Source organism: Thermomonospora cellulosilytica, from assembly GCF_014138835.1.
Classification (GTDB): Bacteria; Actinomycetota; Actinomycetes; order Streptosporangiales; family Streptosporangiaceae; genus Thermomonospora; species Thermomonospora amylolytica.
The window spans coordinates 1,063,377-1,086,463 of record NZ_JACJII010000001.1 but is presented as its reverse complement, the minus strand read 5'-3'; the positions used below and the strand labels follow the sequence as shown (position 1 = coordinate 1,086,463).

Genomic DNA, 23,087 nt, shown 5'->3' with positions numbered 1-23,087 from the left:
GGGCCGGCACGGGGCTAACGTCGTGCGCACCCAGTGAGGACACACCCGATGGCGGGTGACCGGGGGGATGGGACCACTGGGCCTTTCCGGTTCCGGCTCGGCGCTCACACAGGTGAGCCGGAACGGGGGCCGGCTCACCTGGGGCTCGGGGGGCTTGCGGAAAGGCCCGTCTGGACGACGGTCCCAGCACTCGCGTCGGTGCGCCGACACGGGGCCGGGGGAACGAGGTCACGGCGATCCGTCGCCGTGACCTCGTTCGTGTCCGAGACCACCGCTCATACGGCGACCTCCTCTCCGCCCTCCGGAGCGCGGCCACCTGGGAACGAGCCTGTCACCCGGCCGTCGCCGGTCCGTGCGTCGGGCGGGGACGTGGCTCAGGGGCCGGGGAACGTCCAGCGGGTCTGGCTGTAGACGTCGCCCTTGCCGAAGCCGAACGCCTTCACCGGGGCGACCGCGAAGACCCAGGCCGTTCCGCCGGCCGATTGCCAGAACGCGCCGTCGCGCACCTCGAAGCGCCACTCCTCGCCGTACTTGGCGACGAAGGCGTCGGCGAGACGCTTCAGACGGCCCTCGTCCGTGACGCGGTCGGCCCGCCCCTCGAGGACCACGTCGAGGCCCTCGTTCCTGTTGGTCCCGGTGGTGAGGACGCAGTGGGGGTTGGCGGCCAGGTTCCTGGCCTTGCGCTCCTGCGGGCCGGTGCTGAAGTACAGGGCGTCGTCCATCCAGACCGCTATGAGCGGCGTGACGTGCGGGCGGCCGTCGGGGCGGACGGTGGACAGCCAGTACAGCTCCGCCCGTTCCAGTTCCGCCCGGCCCTCGTCCCAGGCGGTCGCGGTGGCGTCCTCGCTGCTGTAGCGGGCGTCGAGCTCGGTCGTCGGCATGGCCTGCCTCCCTCGTTCGGTACCTGCCCGTGCTGACCGGCCGCACCGCGGAAACTCATCGCCGGCACCGTCCCGGCCCCCGTGGTCGGACGCGACCTGCTCGGGCTCTTCCCCCTGGTCTTCTCCGGGAACGGCCGGCGCCACCCCGGCGGTCGGCCCGGATCACGCCGTGTTCCCGGGAAAACCGCTGGTCAGCGGCCTCGTCACCGTGTGTCGGCGATGCCCCGGGGCGCGTCCCGCCCGATCGCGTCGACGATGTGGCCCGGCCCGGCCGGCCGATCTCGTCAGGAGAACGGCGGTGACGAAGATCGGAAAAGTCGGTGACGCGGGCATGACGGATCATCGCGGACGGCCACGAGACACGCCCAAGGGTTGTTTTGTCAGACCCTCCGGGAATCATTCGTGGTATGAGCACTCATGCGCATTCGGCCGTGCGCTGCCCGCACTGCAGCACGGCGCTCATGATCTCCACCGTCAACGGGAACTCGCCGGCCCCTCCGGTGCGGGAGGAATGGACGCCGCCGCCGGTCTGGGAAGTGCTGGCGGCCTATGCCGACCGGGTCCGGGACGCCGCCACGGCGAAACGCGGCGCGGCCAAGGTCCGGGAGAGCATGATGCGCGCGCGGGCGGCCGCGGCCCAGCGCAAGGCCGCGCAGACCGCCCGGGCGCGCCCCAGCCGGAGCGCCTGACGGCGAATTCGATCATCGCCATCGGGCCCGCCCCAGCGCCTCGTTCAGACCGGGCGTGCTCCACTGGTCGACGACGAGCATCCGTTCCGCGGCCAGATACCACTCCCGCTGAATGAAGAATCGCTCCCCGACCCGTCCGGTGCGCTCATCCCGGCAGGCGATGCGCCACTCCCGATAGGTCGCGTTCCGCCCGCCGACGGCGGCGGTGGAGGCGGCTTTCAATTCCGGCGTTCCGCTCTCCAGCGCCGGCTCGGGGTTCCGGTCGAGGCACGGCTGGACATCGGGCGCCGGGTGATAGGCCCGCTCCGGCCGGTACGCGTTCCGCGTCACTCCGTCGTCCTCGTACGCCCGCTGGATCCCTTCCGGCCCCACCAGCAGAAAGCCGGGGCACTTCTCGTCCCCCAGGACGGTACGGATGCACTCGCCCGTCCGCACCGCCACGGAATGCTCCCGTTCCCGTCCCGAGTCCGTGACCCGCCAGCCCTCCCGCAGCGGAATGCGCAGCGCGAAGTACTGATACCAGCGCTCCTGTTCCACGGCCACCGACGGCGAGGAGGCACCCTCACCCTCCGGAGACGTCACCACCGAGGTCGGCACCCTGCTCGGCGACGCCGCCCCCGCCCCCTGCCGTTCGTCTCCGCCCCCGCACCCGACCAGGCACGCCGCCCCGACCACCATCCCGGCGAGCCTGACTCCCGTACGAGCCATGCCCCCTCCCGTCCACCGACTTCCCACACGACCTGCAACGGCCGCTGCGGTCACCCTGACCCGTACCGAATTCCCCGGGACCTAATCCCCCACTTGGCGGCGAAGCCTTCCAACAAACCCGCCCTCTCCGAACAACCGACGCAGTCGTCGCGCCCGGAGAAGCGCACCCGCGACCCGGGCAGCCGGGGGAGCAGGGGATCGCCCGCATCGTGGGTGCTGACCACCAGCGCGAGCTCGTCGGCCTGGTCCGGTGACGGCCGGCTCCCCACGTCAACGATCTCGATCTCGTACGGGCTCAGGTCGTCCAGGAACGGCCCGGCTCCCGCCACGCCATGACCAGCGGTTCATCAGAGACGGCACGGTCGGACACCGCCCACCCGATGTCGTGCGCCTCGGCCTCGACGCCCAGTTCCCGAACGATCCGCCCCGGCGTTCACGGGCTGAGGTCGTCGCGCAGCCCACCGTTCAGCACCCCGCCGTCCAGGGCCGTCACTCCCGCAGTTGTGCCACGACGATCACGTTCCCGTACAGGTCGGCCAGGTGGAGCGAACGGCTGTCGGCGTCCTCCCGTTCGTTCCACACGCGCACGTCATGGGCGCGCAGACGCTCGCGGACGGCGTCCAGGTCGGCGGTGTACAGAACGAGCAGAGGCTGCGCACCGCACTGCCGACCGATCAGCTCGCGTTCCCGGTCGCCGGTCACGGGCATGAGCCACAGGCCCACCCCCTCCTGGCCGGGCACTCCGACGTGCAGGAAGCGATATCCCTCCGCCGTCTGGTCGTGCAGCACACGGAACCCGAGAACGTCCCGGTAGAAGGCCAGAGCCTCATCGGGGTCGTCGACAAGGACCACCGCACGCGCGAGCGCGGAGAACAGGTTTTCCTCAATGGCAGACGTCACGACCGGCACCCTAACCAGGACGTCTGACAAAGAACCGGCCCCGAACGCCGGGTCACGGGCCTGTCTACCGGTCCGCGTCGGTGATCAGGAGCGGCGAGGCGGCCGCGAGTTCGGCCAGCACATGTGCGGTGCCGGTCGCCTTCATCCGGGCCAGTTCGTCGGCGGTCACCCCGATGACGGTCAGGAACCGCACCCTGCCGTGAGGCGTGTCGATGGTTCCGAGCCGGGGTCGGTCGCGAACGCCAGCGCGGTCAGCCGGGTGCCGGGGCGCCCGTGATCGGTCCGCCCGGATCCATGCGGTGTCCGTGGTCGAACGGCCGGCCATCGGCATCAGGACTCTCCCCGCCCGGCCACCTCGGGCAGCGTATCGACCACGTACGACAACGCACGGCCGGGCGAAATTCGGATCGAGGAACCGTACGTTCCGCAACAGTCCCTAGCGTGAGCCGCAGTACGGAAGCAGGCACCGAGGAAGGGACCGGCGCATGTCGCGAGGAACGAGCACTCCGGGCTCCAAGGTCCCAGACGCCGGCCCGATGCACTTCATCGACGCCGCCGCGTGGGAGTCATGGCTGGCGGAGCATCATGACGCCAAGGGCGGTGTCTGGCTCAAGATCGCCAAAAGGCGGTCTCCCGCCGTCTCGGTCACGATCGAGCAGGCCCTGGAGACGGCGCTGTGCTTCGGCTGGATCGACGGCCACCGCAGATCCCACGACGAGCACTTCTACCTGCAGCGTTTCTCACGCCGCCGCAAGAGGAGCCCGTGGTCCCGGATGAACGTCGAACGCGTCGAGGCGCTGACCGCCGCCGGCCGCATGCGCCCACCCGGCCTGGCCGAAGTCGCCGCCGCCCAGGCGGACGGCCGCTGGGCGGCGGCCTATCCCGCCCAGCGCGACGCCACCGTCCCACCCGACCTGACCGAAGCCCTGGCCTCCCACCCCCAGGCCGCCACCCGCTTCGAGTCCCTCGACAAGACCACCCGCTACCTGCTGATCCTCCCCCTCCTCAAGGCCACGACCCCCGCCACCCGCGCCGCCCACCTCCAAAAGGCGATCACCACCCTCCTCACGCAGGAGAACGCAGCCCACCCCCGCACACCGGCGTCCCGGTGAAGTCCCCCCCAACGGCCTCTTCGGGCTCGTCCACGTAGGCCAGGCCGCCCTCATGCCACGCCGGACGGGGTTACGGTCATGCCGTGCCCACCTCGTCGGCAGCGGACTACCGCCGACCGTTGCTGGTCGGTTTCGTGTTCGTGGTGCTCTGGGTCATCGCGTTGCTCGGGACGATGACGTTGTTCTCGCTGGAGTCGCACGCGTGTGGGCTTGATCCGCTCACTTACTACGAGTACCCCTCGTGCGCACCGGTGTCGGTGCTGACTCAGGTTTGTCTGCCGGCCTGGTTCGCGGCTCCGTGGCTGTGGCTCTTGCGTGCTGGGCTGCCCCGTGGCTGGCGTACGGTGCGCAGCTGGGTGGCCGTCACGGCGTTGACGTTGCCGGTGGGCGTCGTGCTGACCGTCCTGATCGCGTTCCATCTGTGGTGGCCGCTGCGTCCGAGCTGACAGCGGTCGACGGCGCGCCCCCGGGACCGCCGTTCGCTCGGGTGCTGGGCGGGTGTTGCCCACAAGCTGCGGCGCGATGAGGTGCTGGGGCTGCCCTGCCCGGACCCGCCGCGTCGCCCGGTTCGCCGCCATGCTCGCCCGCGGCGAGACGATCCATCCACAGAAGCGCACCCTCGACGGCTGACCCTTTCCGCCCCGGCGATCCCTCGGTACGGGCGCTGCGCTGCCGGAAGACGCCAACACGACGAAGGACCAGCGGGAAGCGGCGTCAGCCGCGACCACACTGGTCCCAGGGTCCTGAGTGGGCCCAGGCGGACTTGAACCACCGGCCTCATCAGTTCGTTCCGCCCCCAGGCCATCAGCGTTCGCAGTCGTGCTGACCTGCTCCTGACGTGTGTGGGCGTGCGCCGGTGTTCGCCTCTGTTGCCGTCACCGTCGCCGTCAACGCGGCCGGTCCGACGTGCTCGTCCGCGCGGACGGCGAGACGTTGGGACAGACGGAATCGCGCGGGCGAGTGCTCCGGCTCGCAGGGGTCTGGGGACGGTGGAGTCCCCAGATGCGCGCACGCTCAACCGGCTTGGTCGGCCGACGGAATACTTCGGGCACGGCCGGGGCTGGCTTGATCATGGCTGAGGTTCTTGTGACCGGTGCGACCGGCAATGTCGGCCGTCAAGTCGTGCTCCGGCTCTTGTCCACAGGCACCGCCGTACGTGCGCTGGTGCGCCGTCCCGAATCGGCCGGGCTCCCGGAGGGGGCCAGGGTCTGGGGCGGGGACCTGTCCGAGCCGGACACGCTGGAGGGGGCACTGACCGGGATCGACACGGTGTTCCTGATCTGGCCTTTCCTTACGGCTGAGGGCGCCTCCGCCGTACTGGAGGTGATCGCGCGACATGCCCGCCGCGTCGTGTATCTGTCGTCGTCGGGTGTGAGCGACGACGCCGAACGGCAGACCGACCCGATCAACCAGCTCCACGCCGATATGGAGCGCCTGATCGAGAAATCCGGCCTGGAGTGGACCGTTCTGCGGTCGGACACCCTCGCCTCCAACGCGCTGGGGTGGGCCGAGCAGATCCGCACCACACACGTCGTCCGCGGTCCCGACATCGCCGCCACGGCCGTGATCCACGAACGCGATGTCGCTGCCGTGGCAGTACGTGCACTGACCGACGACGGACACGCAGGCGTGAAACACGTCCTGACCGGCCCGCAGGTACTGAGCAGAGCCGAACAGGTGCACGCGATCGGGGAAGCGATCGGCCGTCCGACGCGCTTCGAAAAGGTCCCCGTACAGGCCGCACGACAGCAGATGCTCGCCGACGGCAGGCCACCCGCTCTGGTCGAGGCCCTGCTGGCCAGCGCCGAAACGCGCCCCGACTCGAACCTGATCACCTCCACGGTGGAGGAGATCACCGGAGTACCGGCGCGCACCTTCCGCTCATGGGCGGAAGAGCACGCCGACCACTTCCGCTGAGCCGACGGTTCGGAGTCCCGGCTGAAGCCGACCTGGGGCCGTGGCGCGTATCTGACGGTGATCGATGGAACGCGGTGCATGCGGCGGTGTCCTGATGTGCGGCCCGGCGGTTCGCCGCCCGATGACCGGTGCCCACGCCGCACGCGCCGGGCGGCGTGGGCACCGGGCCGTAGCGGCGGCCCGGCGCGGACCGGGAGGCAACCGGTCTGGTCTTCACCACCCGCAACGGGCGGCCGGTCGAGCCTCGGAACCTGGCGTGCGTCTTCGAACGCATCTGTGATCAGGCGGGCCTGCGCCGGATCCGGCTGCACGACCTGCGGCACCCACGGCGTCGCTGCTCAAGAAGATGGGCGTTCCGCCGAGTGACGCGAAGGAGATCTTGGGTCATGCAGTCCGCCGGAACGTTCGCCACCCGGAAGGAGGCCGACACCGCCTGGCAACGAGCCGAGGCCAAGATCGCCGAGGGCAGGTCAGGAGACCCCCGGCGCGGCCGGCAGACCTTCGAGACGTACGTCAAGGAGCGGTGGCTGCCGCACCACGTCCTGGAGGCGTCCACCCGCCAGGACTACACCTACGAGATCGACAAGCACCTGCTGGGCTTCTTCGGCCGGATGAAGATGGCCGAGATCCTCCCCGAGCACGTCCGCGAGTGGGTCTCCCACATGCAGGCGTCCGGCGCCTCACCGGCCACGATCCAGAAGTGCAAGCGCGCCATCCTCAGCGCGATCTTCACCACCGCCCTGAACGACCAGGTCATCACCGCGCACCCCTGCCAGGGCGTCAAGATCCCGCCCGTCCCCAAGCGCCCGAAGAAGGTCATCACCGCCGACCAGTTCGACCTCCTCTACAAGGCGCTGCCGAACGACGACGCCCGCCTCCTCGTCGAGACCGACATCGAGAGCGGCCTGCGCTGGGGCGAACTCACCGAACTCCGCGTCCAGGACATCGACTTCAAGACCCGCATCCTGACCGTCAGCCGCACCGTCATCGAGCTGGCCCCCGAGTTCCACCCCACCGGCGGGAGGTTCCTGGTCAAGCCGTACCCCAAGGGCAGGGAGTACCGCCGCTTCAAGCTGAGCACCCAGATCACCCGCAAGCTCCAAGCCCACGTACAGGCCCGCTCCCTGCAGGAGAACGACCTCCTCTTCTCCTACTGGGAGGACGACCGGCCCAAGGAACGAAAGCAGCCGATCTTCCTGGCCCCCGGCACCCACGGCAAGACCGCCCCCAACGAGAAGGGCAGGGTCTACGACCACGGCACCCTCACGGCCTACACGACGGGCAGGTGCCGCTGCGACTACTGCAAGGAGGCCTACCGCCGCTACCGAGCCCGCCGCTCAACCGGCAAGGACAACCCCCGCACCCCCAGAAGACGCGAGACCGACGGCCACATCCCCGCCGACTGGTTCCGCAAGCAGATCTGGAGCAAGGCCCGCACCGCCGCCGGCCTCCCCAACGTGACCCCTCACCACCTGCGCCACGCCCATGCGTCCTGGCTCCTGGCAGGCGGCGCCGACCTCCAGGTCGTCAAGGAACGCCTCGGCCACGCCTCCATCGCCACCACCGAGCAGTACCTCCACACCCTCCCCAACGCCGACGAAACCGCCCTCGAAGCCCTCTCCAAGATCCGAACGGCCCCTCCCGCCGACGACGAAGACCCCACAGAACTGGCCGCCCTCAAACTGGAGAACGACCAACTCCGAGCCACCATCGCCGCCATGGCCATCAAGCTCCACCAAGCCCCAACCCCACCCCTCGATCTCTGAGAGATCCCCGCATCGCCCCACAGCCGAGGTGCCGTCACAACCCCTCGCAGGGCTAATGAGGACGCTGGACGGCGGCACGAGCCTCCGACAGGACCGGGGGTTGCAACCCCTCACAGGGCGGATGAGGACCGGCGGCACGTTCTACGGGTCCGGCTCGGTGCCCGTGTTGCGACCCCTCGCAGGGCGAATGAGGACGTCGACTACCTGCCCGGCACCCACCAGCCCATCATCAGGTTGCGATCCATCGCAGGGCGGATGAGGACCCCAGGGTAAAGCGCCGGGTCCGGGATGGGAACGACGGGGTGCAAGGGTTCGGTTCTGCAGCGAACCTCCGGTCGTGCGTCTGGGCCGGGAGGTTCGCTGAAATCCCCCACGTCGTGATCATGGCGGAAGCCCGGTGGGCCTGGCGTCTCGCCGCGGCCGAGGGCGTCGAGCCTCTGGGCGGCTTGGCGGGCGGTGGCCGGCGGGGTTCGGATGTCCATCCGGGGAGTCCGCGGGAGGGGTCGCCGAGGAGGTTCCGTGCCGGGAGGTCCGGCATGATCGCGCGGGGTCTCGATGACATCCTGATGACAAAAGATCTTGAGGCCGGGTCCGACATGATCGGAACCGGCCTCTGAGCTGGGAAAACCCGGTGGGCCTAGGTGGACTTGAACCACCGGCCTCATCCTTATCAGGGATGCGCTCTAACCGACTGAGCTATAGGCCCGGGTGCCGCCGCTCTGTGGGGCACGCTCAAGGAGATTACCCCATCTGGGGGGACAACCTGAAATCGATTGGCCGGGTCGTCCCCCGCAGAGCGGTGGCGGGGGTGCGCAGGGGCTACTCGGCCTCCTTGAGGGTGACCTCCACGCCGCCCACCAGGTCGGCGGCCAGGTTGTAGATCACGGAGCCCACGGTGGACAGGGCGGTGATGAGGAGGACGTTCAGGGCTCCGACCAGGACGGTGTAGCCGAAGATGCGGCCGAAGCCGAACCAGCCGCCGGCGTCCACGCCCTCGGTGGCCTCGTTCTGGTCACGGGTGAGGTCGTTGACGGTCTCGCTGATGGCGTCGAAGACGCCCAGGCCGGACAGGATGACGTACAGGACGGTCACGGCCACCAGCAGGACGATGAACGCCACCAGCGACATCACGAAGCTGAACTTCATGACCGACCAGGGCTCCAGACGGGACAGCTGGAGCTGGGCGCGGCGCGGGGACTTGGTGCCGCCGCCCAGGCGGGCCACAGCGCGCTTGTCCTTGCCGCCCACCGCCGCGGCCGGGGCCGCCCCCGGAGCACCCGGAGCACCCGGAGCACCCGGAGCACCCGGAGCACCCGGAGCACCCGGAGCGCCGGGAGCGCCCGGGCCGCCCGGCTGGGCGGGCTGGGCCGGCTGGATGGCCGGACGCCCCGGTCCGCCGGACGGCGACCAGGCGGAGTCCTTCCCCGGCGCCGGACCGGGCCGCGAGCCCGGCGCCGGGTCGCTCACCGGGGCGATGCCCTCGGGACGGGTGGCGTCGGGGGCCGCCTCGTCCTTGCCCGGGACGGACACGGGCTTGGCGGCGGACTCGGCCAGGGACGGCTCGGCGGAGCCGCCGGCGGCCTGCGGCGCACCGCCGGGACCGGATGTGGCGTCGGCCTCCGAAGGGCTCGTGCTCTTGTTCGGCTGAGTGCTCACTGGTCCTCCTCACGGCCCCGCGGGCCGTCGCCCGCGGGCCGCTGCGACGCCCGGCCGGTCGCGTCGGTCACCGGACCCCTCTCCGCGGACCCGCCCGGGAACGGGGCGGGGCCGCGGCGATGTGGGCTAAGGGTCACTGGGTTTCCTCTCCCGCCGCGTCGGGGTCGTTCGGTTCGGCCTCGCCCGCGGAGGCGTCCAGGCCCGCCGCGGACTCTCCCATGGACTCTACGTTCCGTGCGATGGCGACGATGCTGTCACCCTCGGCGAGGTTCATCAGCCGGACCCCCATGGTCTGCCGCCCGGACTGCTTGATCTCGGCGGCGGTGGTCCGGATGACGCCCCCGTTGGAGGTCATCGCGAACACGCCGTCCTCCGGACGGACCATGAGGGCTCCCACCAGCCGGCCGCGGGACTCCACGATCTTCGCGGTGAGAACGCCCTTGCCCCCGCGACCCTGCACAGGGTACTGCTCCACCGGGGTGCGCTTGGCGTAGCCGCCCTCGGTGGCCACCAGCACGTCCTCCTCGCCGTCGTGCACCACGTGCATGTCCAGGACGTGGCCGACGTCGAAGCGCATCCCGATCACGCCGCTGGTGGCCCGGCCCATCGGGCGGAGCTGCTCGTCGTCGGCGTGGAAGCGGATGGCCTGCGCGTTCGTCGAGACCATCAGCAGGTCGTCGGTGGGCGAGACCAGCCGGGCGGCGATCACCTCGTCGTCCTCGGCGAGGTTGATGGCGATGATGCCGCCGGTGCGCGGGGAGTCGAAGTCGCGCAGCGCGGTCTTCTTGACCTTGCCCTGCTTGGTGGCCAGCACCAGGTAGGGGGCGACGTCGTAGTCGCGCAGGTCCAGCACCTCGGCGATGTACTCCTCGGGCTGGAACGCCAGCATGTTCGCCACGTGCTGGCCGCGCGAGTCGCGCCCGCCCTCGGGCAGCTCGTAGGCCTTGGCCCGGTAGACCCGCCCCTTGTTGGTGAAGAACAGCAGCCAGTGGTGGGTCGTGGTGACGAAGAAGTGCTCGACGATGTCGTCCTGCTTGAGCTGGGCGCCGCGCACCCCCTTGCCGCCGCGCTTCTGCTCGCGGTAGGCGTCCACCCGGGTGCGCTTGGCGTAGCCGCCGCGGGTGATGGTGACGACGATCTCCTCTTCGGCGATCAGGTCCTCGTAGGAGACGTCGCCGTCGAACGGGACGATCTGGGTGCGCCGGTCGTCGCCGTACTTGTCGACGATCGGCTCCAGCTCCTCGCGGACGATCCGGCGCTGCCGCACCGGGCTGGCCAGGATCTCGTTGTAGTCGGCGATCTCGGCCATCAGCCGGTCGTACTCGTCGGTGATCGCCTGCCGTTCCAGGGCGGCCAGCTTGCGCAGCTGCATGTCCAGGATGGCCTGCGCCTGGACCTCGTCGATCTCCAGCAGCGCCATCAGGCCCTGCTGGGCGTCCTGCGCCGAGGCCGAGCCGCGGATCAGCGCGATGACCTCGTCGATCCGGTCCAGCGCCTTGAGCAGGGCGCGCAGGATGTGGGCGCGCTCCTCGGCCTTGCGCAGCAGGAAGCGGGTGCGCCGGATGATGACGTCGATCTGGTGGTCCACCCAGTGCCGGATGAACTGGTCCAGGCGCAGCGTCCGCGGCACCCCGTCGACCAGCGCCAGCATGTTGGCGCCGAACGTCTCCTGCAGCTGGGTGTGCTTGTAGAGGTTGTTCAGGACGACCTTGGCGATGGCGTCCCGCTTGAGCACGATGACCAGCCGCTGGCCGGTGCGGCCGGAGGTCTCGTCGCGGACGTCGGCGATCCCGTCGAGCTTGCCCTCCTTGACCAGCTCGGCGATCTTCAGCGCCAGGTTGTCCGGGTTGACCTGGTACGGCAGCTCGGTGACCACCAGGCAGGTACGGCCCTGGATCTCCTCGACCTCGACCACCGCGCGCATGGTGATCGAGCCGCGGCCGGTGCGGTAGGCCTCCTCGATGCCCTTGCGGCCGACGATCAGCCCGGAGGTGGGGAAGTCGGGGCCCTTGATCCGCTCGATCAGGGCGTCCAGCAGCTCGGAGTCGGAGGCCTCGAAGTTGTCCAGGTACCAGAAGACGCCCTCGGCGACCTCGCGCAGGTTGTGCGGGGGGATGTTGGTCGCCATGCCGACGGCGATGCCGGCCGAGCCGTTCACCAGCAGGTTGGGGAACCGCGCGGGCAGCACGTCGGGCTCGGAGGAGCGGCCGTCGTAGTTGGGGGAGAAGTCGACGGTCTCCTTGTCGATGTCCCGCAGCATCTCCATGGCCAGCGGGGCGAGGCGGCACTCGGTGTACCGCATCGCCGCGGCCGGGTCGTTGCCGCGGGAGCCGAAGTTGCCGTTGCCGTCGACCAGCGGGTACCGCATCGCCCACGGCTGGGCCAGGCGCACCAGGGTGTCGTAGATGGCGCTGTCGCCGTGGGGGTGGTAGTTCCCCATGACGTCGCCGACGACGCGGGCGCACTTGAAGTAGCCGCGGTCGGGGCGGTAGCCGCCGTCGTACATCGCGTACAGGACGCGGCGGTGCACGGGCTTGAGGCCGTCGCGCACCTCCGGCAGCGCCCGCGCCACGATGACCGACATCGCGTAGTCGAGGTAGCTGCGCTGCATCTCGACCTGGATGTCGACCGGTTCGATGCGCTCGCCCGGTCCACCGCCCTCGGTGGTCACTTCCGTCACTTCGAAGTCCTCTTCTCAGGTGCAGAACGTCATGCGGCCGGCGCCCGCCCGGCGGCGGGCGGACCGGCCGTCAGATGTCGAGGAAGCGCACGTCCTTGGCGTTGCGCTGGATGAACTCGCGCCGGGGCTCGACGTCCTCGCCCATCAGCACGCTGAACAGCTCGTCGGCCTGCGCGGCGTCGTCCACGGTGACCTGCAGCAGCACCCGGCGGGCCGGGTCCATGGTGGTGTCCCACAGCTCCTGGGCGTTCATCTCGCCCAGACCCTTGAAGCGCTGCACGCCGTCGCGGGGCCGGGGGTCGCGCTTGCCGGCGGCGATGCCCGCCTCGATGATCGCGTCGCGTTCGGCGTCGGAGTAGGCGTACTCGGCGTCCTGGCCGCGCTGGTCCCACTTGATCTTGTAGAGCGGGGGCTGCGACAGGTAGACGTGCCCGGCCTCGATCAGCGGCCGCATGAACCGGAACAGCAGGGTCAGCAGCAGCGTGTTGATGTGGTGGCCGTCGATGTCGGCGTCCGACATCAGGATGATCTTGTGGTACCGCAGCCTGGAGATGTCGAACTCGTCGTGCACCCCGGTGCCGAGCGCGGTGATGATCGCCTGGACCTCGTTGTTCTTGAGGATCTTGTCGATCCGCGCCTTCTCGACGTTCAGGATCTTGCCGCGGATCGGCAGGATGGCCTGGAAGTGCGGGTTGCGCCCGCCCTTGGCCGAGCCGCCGGCCGAGTCGCCCTCGACGATGTACAGCTCCGAGCGGGCCGGGTCGGTGGACTGGCAGTCCGACAGCTTGCCGGGCAGCGAGGTCGACTCCAGCAGGCTCTTGCGCCGGGTCAGGTCGCGGGCCTGGCGGGCGGCGATCCGGGCGCGGGCGGCCTGGCTGGCCTTGTTGATGATCTCCTTGGCCTGGCCGGGCTCGCGGTCGAACCAGTCGCGCAGGTGCTCGTGCACGACCTTCTGCACGAACGAGCGGGCCTCGGTGTTGCCCAGCTTGGTCTTGGTCTGGCCCTCGAACTGCGGGTCGGCCAGCTTGATCGAGATGATCGCGGTCAGGCCCTCGCGGACGTCCTCGCCGGTGAGGTTGTCGTCCTTGTCGCGCAGCAGGCCCTTGTCCCGGGCGTACTTGTTGACGATCGTGGTCAGCGCGGAGCGGAACCCCTCCTCGTGGGTGCCGCCCTCGGCGGTGTTGATGGTGTTGGCGAACGTGTGGACCGACTCGGAGTACGAGCCGCTCCACTGCATCGCGATCTCCACCGCCATGCCGTCGGTCTGGTCCTCGAACGCGATGACGTCGGGGTGGACGGCGTCCTTCTTGGCGTTGATGTAGCGGACGAAGTCGGAGATGCCGCCGTCGTAGCGGTAGCTCACCCGGCGGGGCTCGGTGCCGTCCTCGCCGTTCAGGTGGTCGGGACGCTCGTCGACCAGCGTGATCGACAGGCCCCGGTTCAGGAACGCCATCTCCTGCATGCGGCGGGAGAGGGTCTCGAAGTTCCACTCCAGGGTCTCGAAGATCTCGCCGTCCGGCCAGAAGGTGATGATGGTGCCGGTCTCGTCGGTGGGCTCGCCCTTGGCCAGCGGGGCGATCGGGCCGCGCCAGGTGTAGGACTGCCGCCACACGTGGCCCTCGCGGCGCACCTCGGCGTCCAGGCGGGTGGACAGCGCGTTCACCACCGCCGAGCCGACACCGTGCAGGCCGCCGGAGACCGCGTAGGACTTGCCGTCGAACTTGCCGCCGGCGTGCAGCGTGGTCAGCACCAGCTCGATCGCCGGGCGCTTCTCCACCGGGTGCTCGCCCACGGGGATGCCGCGGCCGTTGTCGTAGACCCGGACGCCGCCGTCGGCCAGCAGCGTCACCTCGATGGTGTCGGCGTAGCCCGCCAGCGCCTCGTCGACGGAGTTGTCGACGATCTCGTAGACCAGGTGGTGCAGTCCGCGCTCGCCGGTGGAGCCGATGTACATGCCGGGGCGCTTGCGTACCGCCTCCAGGCCTTCAAGGACGGTGATGGAACTAGCGTCGTACGCCAAAGGAGATCCTCCTGCCGGGGATGCTCGCCGCCGCGCCGCGCGAGTGTGGTGTGCCCGCGTTCGCGGTGTGCCCCGTAACACACGTAAAGGGCGTCCGTTGTGCCTTGCGACTCCCCGGACGACCCGTGACGGCGCAGCATCCTGAACCCGCCCTCATTCTACCGGCTCGACCGTCAAAAATGGCCACTCCGCAGCGCTAGGAACGCGCGTAGCGGTCGAAGGGGCCTCAGGACGAACCCCCCCATGCGCCAGGGGGGTTGCTCTGGCCTACGTGACGCTCGCCGCGAAACTCGCCAGTAGCGCGCCCGAACAGATGTTCAGGCCCCGCCGGAGCCCCGCCGGGGCGGTGAGCTGGACCTTCGGAGCGGCCTCAGCGCACCCGCCAGGCTCCCGGCCGGCGCGGCCCCGAGGCGGGCCCGACGACCTTGACCCGGGTCACCGTCCCGTGTCCGAGTTCCTGGTTGAGCCGCTTCACCAGCTGGCTCGACAGCAGCCGCACCTGGGTGGCCCACGCGGTGGAGTCCGCCGCGATCGTCAGCGTGCCGTCCTCGAAGTGCTCCGGCCTGGTGTGCCGGGCCAGCTCCGGCCCCACGATGCCCGGCCAGTTGCCGAACACCCCGCCGACCGCCGCCCGGGTCTCCCAGCCCCGGTCGGCCAGCAGGTCCCGGATCGCCGCCCCGAACGGCTTGGGGTCGCCGCCCCGGCCCGGCTCGCGCACCGGCCGCGACCTGGCGGCCCTGCGCCTGCCCTGCCCCGGGACGGTGCCGCGCTTGAGGGCGTCCGCCCGGGCCTGCGCCAGGGCCTCCCGGGCCAGCTCGATGCCGGACTTGGGCCGGGGCTCCTCCTGGGCGCCGCCCTGCACAGCCTGTGGATCGTCGCTCATGCCCGCGCTCCCCGTCGGTCATAACACGCCCCCCGCTCGCCTACGGCGCGCCTTGAGGCACCGGCTCTCCTCGTCGCGTGCTCGCTCGTTCCTCGCTCCGCGCGCTCCTCGTCGATCCGGTGCCGCGCGCCTTCGGCTCGCTCAAGACACACGGCTCACCTCGCCGCGGTCCACGCTGAACGAGTCGCCGCTCAGCTCCGCCGGAACGTCCTCGGGCACCGCGGCGGTGATCAGCACCTGCTCGGCCGGCGCCACCAGCTCCGCCAGCCGGCGCCGCCGCCCCGAGTCCAGCTCGGCGAACACGTCGTCCAGGATCAGCACCGGATCGTCCCCGTCCGCCCGCAGCAGCTCGAACGCCGCCAGCCGCAACGCCAGCGCGAACGACCAGGACTCCCCGTGACTGGCGTACCCGCGCGCCGGCAACCCGCCCAGCTGCAGCACCAGCTCGTCCCGATGCGGCCCCACCAGGCTGACCCCCCGCTCCAGCTCCTGCCGCCGCGAGTCCCGCATCGCCTCCTCGAGCGCGGCCACCAGCACGTCCCGCTCGACCCTCTGCGCGCCGCCCCCGTCCACGGCGACCTCGTGAGCCGCCCTGGCGGCACCGTTCGAGGAGGTCTGCACGCCCTCGCGGCCGGGCTCACCGGCGGAAGGTGCGGCACCACGCGCCGGACGGCCGGGGGAGCCCGGCACGTCACCATGACCACGCGCGGCCGACTGCCGGTCCCCGAGTCCGTCTTCCGAGGCCCCACCGTGCGGCTCGGCGGCCGGTCCCGGGCCGGGCGTCCCTCCTGTGGTCGAGGCGGTGGCGCCGTTCGAGGGCGCGTACGGGGTCGTACCGGCACGGCCGTTCTCGGGGGCGGCCAGGACCGGGAGCGGGGGGAGCCGGTCGCTGACGGAGGTGCGGTAGGCGAGGGAGGCTATGCCGCCGCCGGGGGCGAGGGCGGCGTAGGCCCTGGCGACCAGGGGAGTGAGGTCGGAGACCAGGTCGAGGCGGGCGGCCAGGAGCTCGGCGCCGAGGCGGGCCAGGTGGGAGTCCCACACGTCGAGGGTGGCCAGGACCTCCGGGCCGGGGGAACGGCGGTGGGCGGCGGCGGACTTGAGCAGGGCGTTGCGCTGCTTGAGGACCCGGTCGTAGTCGGCGCGGACCCCGGCGTACCGGGGGGCCCGCGCCGTCAGCAGCTCGTCGAGGAACCGGCGGCGCTCCCCCGGGTCGCCCTTCACCAGCGCCAGGTCCTCGGGGGCGAACAGCACGGTGCGGAGCATCCCCAGGATGTCGCGGGGCCTGGGGACGGGGGAGCGGTTCAGCCGGGCGCGGTTGGCCTTACCCGGGTTGATCTCCAGCTCGATCAGCGCCCTGCGGTCGTCGCGGACCACCCCGGCGCGCACGATCGCGCGCGGCGCGCCCTGCCGGATCAGCGGGGCGTCGGTGGCGACCCGGTGGCTGCCGTGGGTGGAGACGTAGCCGATCGCCTCGACCAGGTTGGTCTTGCCCTGCCCGTTCGGGCCCACGAACACGGTGACCCCCGGCCGCAGCGCGATCTCCGCGGTCGCGTACGAGCGGAAGTCCTGGAGCGACAGGTGGGCCACATGCACGGGACACGAGGGTAGGGCAGAGGTACGACCGTCAGCGATTGCGCGGGCGATGTCCACAACCCTGTGGAAACTGTGGAAGATCGCCCGGCATCCGCCGCTCAGACCGAGGGCGCCTCCACGTCCGCGCCGGCCGAGTCGGCGCCCTTGGCGGACTCCACCGCGTGCCCGCCGAACTGGTTGCGCAGCGCCGCCACCACCCGCATCGCCGGGGAGTCGTCCTGCCGGGAGGCGAACCGGGCGTACAGCGCGGCGGTGATCACCGGCAGCGGGACGGCGTGGTCCACCGCGGCCTGCACCGTCCACCGGCCCTCGCCGGAGTCCTGCGCGTACCCGCGGATGCCGGACAGCTCGGGGTCGTCGTCCATCGCCCGGACCATCAGGTCCAGCAGCCAGGACCGGATCACCGTGCCCTCCTTCCACGAGCGGAAGGTCTCCGGCACGTTGGTCACCAGGCCGCTGGCGGCGATCAGCTCGTAGCCCTCGCCGAAGGCCTGCATCATCCCGTACTCGATCCCGTTGTGGACCATCTTCACGAAGTGGCCCGCGCCGACCTTGCCGGCGTGCACGAACCCGTACTCGCCCTCGGGCTTGAGCGTCTCGAAGATCGGCATCAGCCGCTTCACGTGCTCCTCGTCACCGCCGACCATGAGGGCGTAGCCGTTCTCCAGCCCCCACACGCCGCCGCTGACGCCGCAGTCGACGAACCCGATGCCCTTGGCGGCCAGCTCCTCCCCGTGCTTCTGGTCGTCCACGTAGTGCGAGTTGCCGCCGTCCACGACCACGTCGCCGGGCTCCAGCAGTTCCCCCAGCCTGTGGATGGTCTGCCGGGTCGGGTCCCCGGCGGGCACCATCACCCACACCGCCCGCGGCGCGGGCAGCCGCTCGACCAGCTCCTCCAGCCCGGCCACGTCGCTGATCTGCGGGTCCCGGTCGTACCCGACGACGTTGTGACCCCCGCGCCGCAGCCGCTCGGCCATGTTGCCGCCCATGCGCCCGAGCCCGATCATCCCGATGTCCACAGCTCAACCCCTCTCGTCTGCCGGTACGACGCCGGCCGCCCGCTCCTCGACCGACCGGCGAGGCCGGCGGCGGCGCGGGCCGACGACGTGTCGTCCACAGCACGGCCCCGCGCTCCCCGTCCAGGCCACCCGGGCGGGCGGCCCGCTCGGCCATGTTCTCGCCGATCGCTCCCGGATGCGCACGACTCGTGCCCATTCGACCATCGTCGTCCACACCGGTGTGGACGACACCCGGGGTCAGGGCACCGGGCGGGGCGGCCGGTCGGCCGGTGGCGCGGCGCCCGTCCGCGCCACCGGCGCCCTGTGGGTACCCGGCCTGGGGCGAATCATCCGGAAAGGCGCACGGGCATGATCAGGTACCGGTAGTTGGGGTTGGCGCCCTCCTCCGGCGGCTTGCCGGTCAGCACCGCCGGCTTGGTCGGGGTCGTGAACGACAGCCGCGCCACGTCCGAGCCGATCGCCGACAGCCCGTCGAGCAGGAACGCGGGGTTGAAGGCGATGTCGATGTCCTCGCCCTCCAGCGTGGCCTCCAGGGCCTCCACGGCCTGTGCCTCGTCGCCCGTCCCGGCCTCCAGCACCACCTCGCCCTGGCGGAACGACAGCCGCACCGGGGTGTTGCGCTCGGCCACCAGCGACACGCGCTTGACCGCCTCGATGAACGGGGAGGTCTGCACCTCGGCCAGGCCCGCGTACTCGCTCGGCAGCAGCGACCGGTACTTGACGAAGTCGCCGTCCAGCAGCCGCGAGGTGGTGCGGCGCCCGCCGCCGGAGAACCCGATCATCCCCTCCCCGGTGCCGCCCGCGCCGCCGAGCGCGATCGACACCTCCGCGCCGTGGGTGAGGGACTTGGCGGTGTCGGCGAGGGTCTTGGCGGGCACCAGGGCCACGGCGGTGAAGTCGGGGCGTTCCGGCTTCCAGTGCAGCTCCCGCACCGCCAGCCGGTACCGGTCGGTGGAGGCCAGCGTGACGGTCTCGCCCTCGATCTCCACACGTACCCCGGTGAGCATGGGGATGGTGTCGTCCCGGCCGGCCGCGATGGCGACCTGGGAGACCGCGGCGGCGAACTCGTCGCTGCCCACCGAACCCGCGGCCGGCGGCATCTCCGGCAGGGACGGGTAGTCCTCCACCGGCATGGTCAGCAGGGTGAACCGGGCGCTGCCGCAGCGGACCATCACCTTGGCCCCGTCGGTGGTCACCTCCACAGGCTGGGGAGGAAGGCTGCGCGAGATCTCGGCCAGCAGCCGCCCCGAGACCAGCGCGGTGCCCGGCTCCTCCACGTCGATGTCGGTGGTGACCTGAGCGGACACCTCGTAGTCGAACGCCGACAGCTTGAGCCGGTCGGTCGCCTCGATGTGCATGCCCGCCAGCACCGGGACGGGCGGCCGCTGCGGCAGGGACCGGGCGGTCCAGGCCACGGCGTCGGCGAGGGCGTCTCTGTCGATACGGAACTTCAAGGGGACCCGCCTCCTGCAGGTTTCGGGTTCGGATCGTGGGCAAGGCTCCCGGGGCCGCGCGTCAGGCGCTCGATCCCCAGGCCCTGAGTTGAGTCGAGATTCTTCTTGAGTAGAAACAAGGTGCAGTACTCGTCATAGGGGCCGTGGATACTGTGGACGACCACTGTTCGGCCAGGTCAGACCCTACATTTCTGTCCACCGGCCCTGTGGGCTCCCGGTGGACGGCGCGGGCCGGCCTGGGGACGGCCGATCCGTCCCCACACGCTGTCCTCACGTTGTCCCCCGGTTTTCCACGAGTTGTCCGCAGCCCAACGGAACGTCATCCACCACTGTGGACCCTAGGCGCCGTCGGCGGGCCAGGATGACAGTCTCGGCCGAACGCCGTCCCCAGCACATCCCCAGCCCGTCCCCAGGATGTCCCCATCCTCTCCCCAGGGCGACCGAAGCCCGTCCACACGCCCTCCACCGCCCGTCCCCAGCCTGTCCGCAGGCTTTCCACCGCTTCCCGGCGTCGATCCACAGGCTTATCCCCAGCCTGTGCGCCTCCCCCGGGCATACCGCCCAAATCCCCGGCCCGTGATCCACACCACCCCGGACGCCGTCGTCCACACCCGCGTACACCCGTCCACGTCATCCACAACCGGCGAGTCGGCCGAGGCCCCACCCACCCACCGGCACCCGGCGGGTCACCGTAAACCGCCCATCGGACAACCCGAAGCCCACATCCATCCCAAGAACGACCGCACCGTCCCCACTGATGAGGCCGGCCGCCGGACTCCGGCGGTTTCCGGGCGCCCTGACGAACGCATCCGCCCGGCTGGGCGTCCGTGTGGAGAGCGCGTTCGCCGGATGAGCGGCACGACGCGCGTTCGCCCCAGCGGTGCCGGTCCGCCCGGCAGACGGGTGGAGACAGGGATGTGCCGCGCAGCGGCGGATGGTGAGGGGGACGCCGGGCGGGCGGGTCAGCGGTGCGCCGGGGTCTTCGGGTGGGGACGGTCGTGCCCGGCGACCGGGGAGGCCGGTCGCCGGGCGGAGTGCGGGATCAGCGCTTGCGGGCCTGGTGCTTGATGCGGCCGGTGAGCTCGGTGACCTGGTTGTAGATGGCGCGGCGTTCGGCCATCAGGGAACGGATCTTGCGTTCGGCGTGCATGACCGTGGTGTGGTCGCGGCCGCCGAACTGGGCGCCGATCTTGGGCAGCGACAGGTCGGTGAGCTCGCGGCACAGGTACATGGCGATCTGCCGGGCGGTCACCAGCATCCGGGAGCGGGACGGGCCGCACAGGTCCTCGATGGTGGTGCCGAAGTACTCCACCGTCTGGGCCATGATCATCGCGGCGGTGATCTCCGGGCCGGTGTCGTTGGGGATCAGGTCCTTCAGCACGATCTCGGCCAGCCGCATGTCCACCGACTGCCGGTTGAGGCTGGCGAACGCGGTCACCCGGATCAGCGCGCCCTCCAGCTCGCGGATGTTGGTGGCGATCTGGGAGGCGATGAACTCCAGCACGTCCGGCGGCACCGCCAGGCCCTCCTGGCGGGCCTTCTTCTGCAGGATCGCGATCCGGGTCTCCAGCTCGGGCGGCTGCACGTCGGTGGTCAGGCCCCACTCGAACCGGTTGCGCAGCCGATCCTCCAGCGTCACCAGATCTTTGGGCGGGCGATCACTGGAGATCACGATCTGCTTGCTGGCGTTGTGCAGGGTGTTGAACGTGTGGAAGAACTCCTCCTGGGTCTGCTCCTTGCCCTCGAGGAACTGGATGTCGTCGACCAGGAGGATGTCCACGTCCCGGTAGCGCCGCCGGAACCCGTCGGCCTTGCCGTCGCGGATGGCGTTGATGAAGTCGTTGGTGAACTCCTCCGAGCTCACGTACCGCACCCGCGCGCCGTTGAACAGGCTCTGCGCGTAGTGGCCGATCGCGTGCAGCAGGTGCGTCTTGCCCAGCCCGGAGTCCCCGTAGATGAACAGCGGGTTGTAGGCCTTGGCCGGCTGCTCGGCCACCGCGACGGCGGCGGCGTGGGCGAACCGGTTGGACGAGCCGATGACGAACGTCTCGAACGTGTACTTGGGGTTCAGCCGGGCGTGCTCCGACCCCCCAGCCTTGGGCTGCTCGCCCGCCGGGCGGCGCGCCTGCCACGGCTGCTCGGGCTCGCCGCCGTCCATCGGACGCTCGCCGCGGCCCTCGCCGTGCTGCGGACCCGGGTCACGGCCGTCTCCCGGTCCTGAGCCGTACGAGCCGGGCGGCGGTGGAACGGGCGCATACCCCTCGTCGTACTGCTGCGGGCCCTGGCCGGGCAGCGGCAGCGGCACTTGGCCGGGGTCGTCGGCGTGGTGCCGCCCGCCCGCGGGCATCCGGTGCTCGGCGTCGTCGTAGTGCCGCCCGTGGTCCCGGATGGAGTGCAGCGACTCGGAACCGGGCCGCTGCGGATCGTCGTAGCGATCCTCATACAGCGGCGCGTTCAACGTCCGGTCGTTCGGGTGGGAGGCCCGGCCCCACGGCGGCACGTCGTCCCGGCCGCGGTCGTCGTCGTGGTGAACGGGCGGCGCCGCATGCCGTCCCTGGGACGGGTAGGCGGCGTGCCGTCCTCCGGGGTGCGGCGCCTCGTACCCGTGAGACTGCTCACGGGTCCACGGGTAGCCCTGCCCGCCCTGCGGATATCCGTCCTCGGGATATCCACCGGCACGGCCCGGGCTGTGGATAACTCCCGGCCGGGACTGCCCGCCGTAGGTTTCCGGCGGCTCCGGCCGGCGCTCGGCGGGCGGCTGCTCGGCCGGCGGCTGGGGCGGCTCGGGCTGGACGGTGACCGCCACGAAGATCTCCCGGCCGAGCTCCTTGGACAGCGCCTGGGTGATCAGCCCGCGCAGCCGGGTCTCCAGCGCGTCCTTGGCGAACTCGTTCGGGGCGGCCAGCAGCGCGGTGCCCTCCACCAGCGCGAGCGGGCGCACCAGCGGCAGCCAGGCCCGGTAACTGGGCGGCAGCTCCCCGTCGGAGAGGGCGGCCAGCGTACGGGCCCACACCGACGCGAGGTCACGACCGTCCATACGCCACATCCCTCCCCATTTCGCCGTGGACCAGAGTCCCAAATCGGGGCTCCTACCGCAGGGGACTTACTCTCTCACGCGTCATCCACAGAGTTGTCCACACCTTGTGCAAGACCGCACTCGGGCCTGTGTAAAACTCCGCCGTTGACTGGATTCCGGAGGGAAGATTCCTGGGGACACCGATCCGCGGGGCGGGCCGCATGGCGGGCCGGATCCGGGTCTCGTCCGGCGACGGTAGTGGGTGCCGGCGGGTGGCCGCAACATCGGACGCACGATCCGCACGAGCGCCGCATGGGCGTCGCGCACGCCGTCGTCCCCGCAGTGTAGACGCCCCGCGCCGGGCGTGCGCCGGTTTGACCGCGGGGGCGGGCGGCGCGTAACGTTCTACGGTCGAGTCGCATCGACGGCGATCACGCGTGCCCGCCTCCCGTCACCAGGGCGCATGGCCTCATGGGCAAGTACAGTCGATGAGGGCGAGCATCCAGGGCGAGCCAGGCGGGCCCCCGCTGCGGGGGACCGGACGCGTCCGCCGGGTGCGACCGCACAACCCGAACCACCTCAGGCGCCATGGCCTGCAGGGATCACACGACCGCAGCACCGCACTGGAGTCTCGAGTGAGCAAGCGTACGTACCAGCCGAACAACCGCCGCCGCCACAAGAAGCACGGGTTCCGGCTGCGCATGCGCACCCGGGCGGGCCGTGCGATCCTCGCCGCGCGGCGGCGCAAGGGCCGCGCCCGCGTTTCGGTCTGACCCAAGCCGCCCCATGCTGC

17 protein-coding genes, 1 tRNA gene and 2 pseudogenes are annotated in these 23,087 nt (G+C 71.0%); 6 read left to right on the top strand and 14 right to left on the bottom strand.

All coding sequences use genetic code 11. The features are described from left to right. Window positions 1-374: 374 nt before the first annotated feature. Complete coding sequence (locus HNR21_RS05220) at window positions 375-881, bottom strand: pyridoxamine 5'-phosphate oxidase family protein (protein ID WP_182704286.1); 507 nt, start codon at window positions 879-881, stop codon at window positions 375-377. 407 nt (window positions 882-1,288) lie between these two features. Between HNR21_RS05220 and HNR21_RS05215 the strand changes: the two genes are divergently transcribed. After that, window positions 1,289-1,570 (top strand): hypothetical protein, encoded by a 282-nt coding sequence (locus HNR21_RS05215; RefSeq protein WP_119726320.1) that lies wholly within the window; start codon window positions 1,289-1,291, stop codon window positions 1,568-1,570. Between the two features lie 12 nt (window positions 1,571-1,582). Here the strand turns inward: HNR21_RS05215 and HNR21_RS05210 are convergent, their stop codons facing one another. The 3 genes from HNR21_RS05210 to HNR21_RS05200 all read right to left on the bottom strand — a co-directional run bounded on the left by HNR21_RS05210 (window position 1,583) and on the right by HNR21_RS05200 (window position 3,503). Further along, complete coding sequence (locus HNR21_RS05210) at window positions 1,583-2,278, bottom strand: hypothetical protein (protein ID WP_182704285.1); 696 nt, start codon at window positions 2,276-2,278, stop codon at window positions 1,583-1,585. 489 nt (window positions 2,279-2,767) lie between these two features. Continuing rightward, window positions 2,768-3,178 (bottom strand): VOC family protein, encoded by a 411-nt coding sequence (locus tag HNR21_RS05205; RefSeq protein WP_182704284.1) that lies wholly within the window; start codon window positions 3,176-3,178, stop codon window positions 2,768-2,770. Between the two features lie 64 nt (window positions 3,179-3,242). Further along, on the bottom strand, window positions 3,243-3,503 hold the full coding sequence (locus HNR21_RS05200; protein WP_246443051.1) for a suppressor of fused domain protein: 261 nt from the start codon (window positions 3,501-3,503) through the stop codon (window positions 3,243-3,245). A 160-nt stretch (window positions 3,504-3,663) separates the two neighbouring features. On the opposite strand from HNR21_RS05200, the gene HNR21_RS05195 reads away from it, so the two are divergent. The 4 genes from HNR21_RS05195 (at window position 3,664) to HNR21_RS35885 (ending at window position 7,973) form a co-directional block, all read left to right on the top strand. Then, window positions 3,664-4,290: a YdeI/OmpD-associated family protein gene (locus HNR21_RS05195; protein ID WP_182704282.1), complete on the top strand. Its 627-nt coding sequence runs from the start codon at window positions 3,664-3,666 to the stop codon at window positions 4,288-4,290. Window positions 4,291-4,373: 83 nt separating this feature from the next. Next, window positions 4,374-4,736, top strand: coding sequence for a hypothetical protein (locus tag HNR21_RS05190; protein ID WP_182704281.1), 363 nt, complete (start codon window positions 4,374-4,376; stop codon window positions 4,734-4,736). Between the two features lie 625 nt (window positions 4,737-5,361). Further along, on the top strand, window positions 5,362-6,207 hold the full coding sequence (locus tag HNR21_RS05185) for an NAD(P)H-binding protein (RefSeq protein WP_182704280.1): 846 nt from the start codon (window positions 5,362-5,364) through the stop codon (window positions 6,205-6,207). Between the two features lie 386 nt (window positions 6,208-6,593). Beyond that, window positions 6,594-7,973: a tyrosine-type recombinase/integrase gene (locus HNR21_RS35885; RefSeq protein ID WP_182704279.1), complete on the top strand. Its 1,380-nt coding sequence runs from the start codon at window positions 6,594-6,596 to the stop codon at window positions 7,971-7,973. Window positions 7,974-8,605: 632 nt separating this feature from the next. On the opposite strand, the gene HNR21_RS05175 is transcribed toward HNR21_RS35885, so the two are convergent. The 10 genes and pseudogenes from HNR21_RS05175 to HNR21_RS36780 form a co-directional block, all read right to left on the bottom strand. Next, window positions 8,606-8,679, bottom strand: a tRNA-Ile gene (locus HNR21_RS05175). Window positions 8,680-8,792: 113 nt separating this feature from the next. Beyond that, window positions 8,793-9,629 carry a DUF3566 domain-containing protein gene (locus HNR21_RS05170; protein WP_312880851.1) on the bottom strand — a complete coding sequence of 279 codons (837 nt, stop codon included), beginning with the start codon at window positions 9,627-9,629 and terminating at the stop codon, window positions 8,793-8,795. A 133-nt stretch (window positions 9,630-9,762) separates the two neighbouring features. After that, window positions 9,763-12,309: a DNA gyrase subunit A gene (gyrA, locus tag HNR21_RS05165; protein ID WP_182704278.1), complete on the bottom strand. Its 2,547-nt coding sequence runs from the start codon at window positions 12,307-12,309 to the stop codon at window positions 9,763-9,765. Between the two features lie 70 nt (window positions 12,310-12,379). Then, window positions 12,380-14,329: a DNA topoisomerase (ATP-hydrolyzing) subunit B gene (gyrB, locus tag HNR21_RS05160; protein WP_182704277.1), complete on the bottom strand. Its 1,950-nt coding sequence runs from the start codon at window positions 14,327-14,329 to the stop codon at window positions 12,380-12,382. 370 nt (window positions 14,330-14,699) lie between these two features. Continuing rightward, the gene (locus HNR21_RS05155) at window positions 14,700-15,212 is read right to left on the bottom strand and encodes a DciA family protein (RefSeq protein ID WP_182704276.1); all 513 of its coding nucleotides are present in this window, start codon (window positions 15,210-15,212) and stop codon (window positions 14,700-14,702) included. A gap of 141 nt (window positions 15,213-15,353) precedes the next feature. Beyond that, complete coding sequence (gene recF / locus HNR21_RS05150; protein ID WP_182704275.1) at window positions 15,354-16,805, bottom strand: DNA replication/repair protein RecF; 1,452 nt, start codon at window positions 16,803-16,805, stop codon at window positions 15,354-15,356. A gap of 98 nt (window positions 16,806-16,903) precedes the next feature. After that, window positions 16,904-17,824 (bottom strand): phosphogluconate dehydrogenase (NAD(+)-dependent, decarboxylating), encoded by a 921-nt coding sequence (gene gnd, locus HNR21_RS05145; RefSeq protein ID WP_182704274.1) that lies wholly within the window; start codon window positions 17,822-17,824, stop codon window positions 16,904-16,906. 326 nt (window positions 17,825-18,150) lie between these two features. Continuing rightward, complete coding sequence (dnaN, locus tag HNR21_RS05140; protein ID WP_119726286.1) at window positions 18,151-19,278, bottom strand: DNA polymerase III subunit beta; 1,128 nt, start codon at window positions 19,276-19,278, stop codon at window positions 18,151-18,153. A gap of 1,042 nt (window positions 19,279-20,320) precedes the next feature. Continuing rightward, window positions 20,321-21,592 (bottom strand): annotated as a pseudogene (gene dnaA / locus HNR21_RS36785) (chromosomal replication initiator protein DnaA); the annotation flags it as partial. Between the two features lie 576 nt (window positions 21,593-22,168). Beyond that, window positions 22,169-22,315: pseudogene (locus tag HNR21_RS36780) on the bottom strand (hypothetical protein); the annotation flags it as partial. Between the two features lie 614 nt (window positions 22,316-22,929). Between HNR21_RS36780 and rpmH the strand changes: the two are divergent. Beyond that, window positions 22,930-23,067, top strand: a complete 138-nt coding sequence (gene rpmH / locus HNR21_RS05130) for a 50S ribosomal protein L34 (protein ID WP_119731506.1) — start codon at window positions 22,930-22,932, stop codon at window positions 23,065-23,067. Window positions 23,068-23,087: the final 20 nt, after the last annotated feature.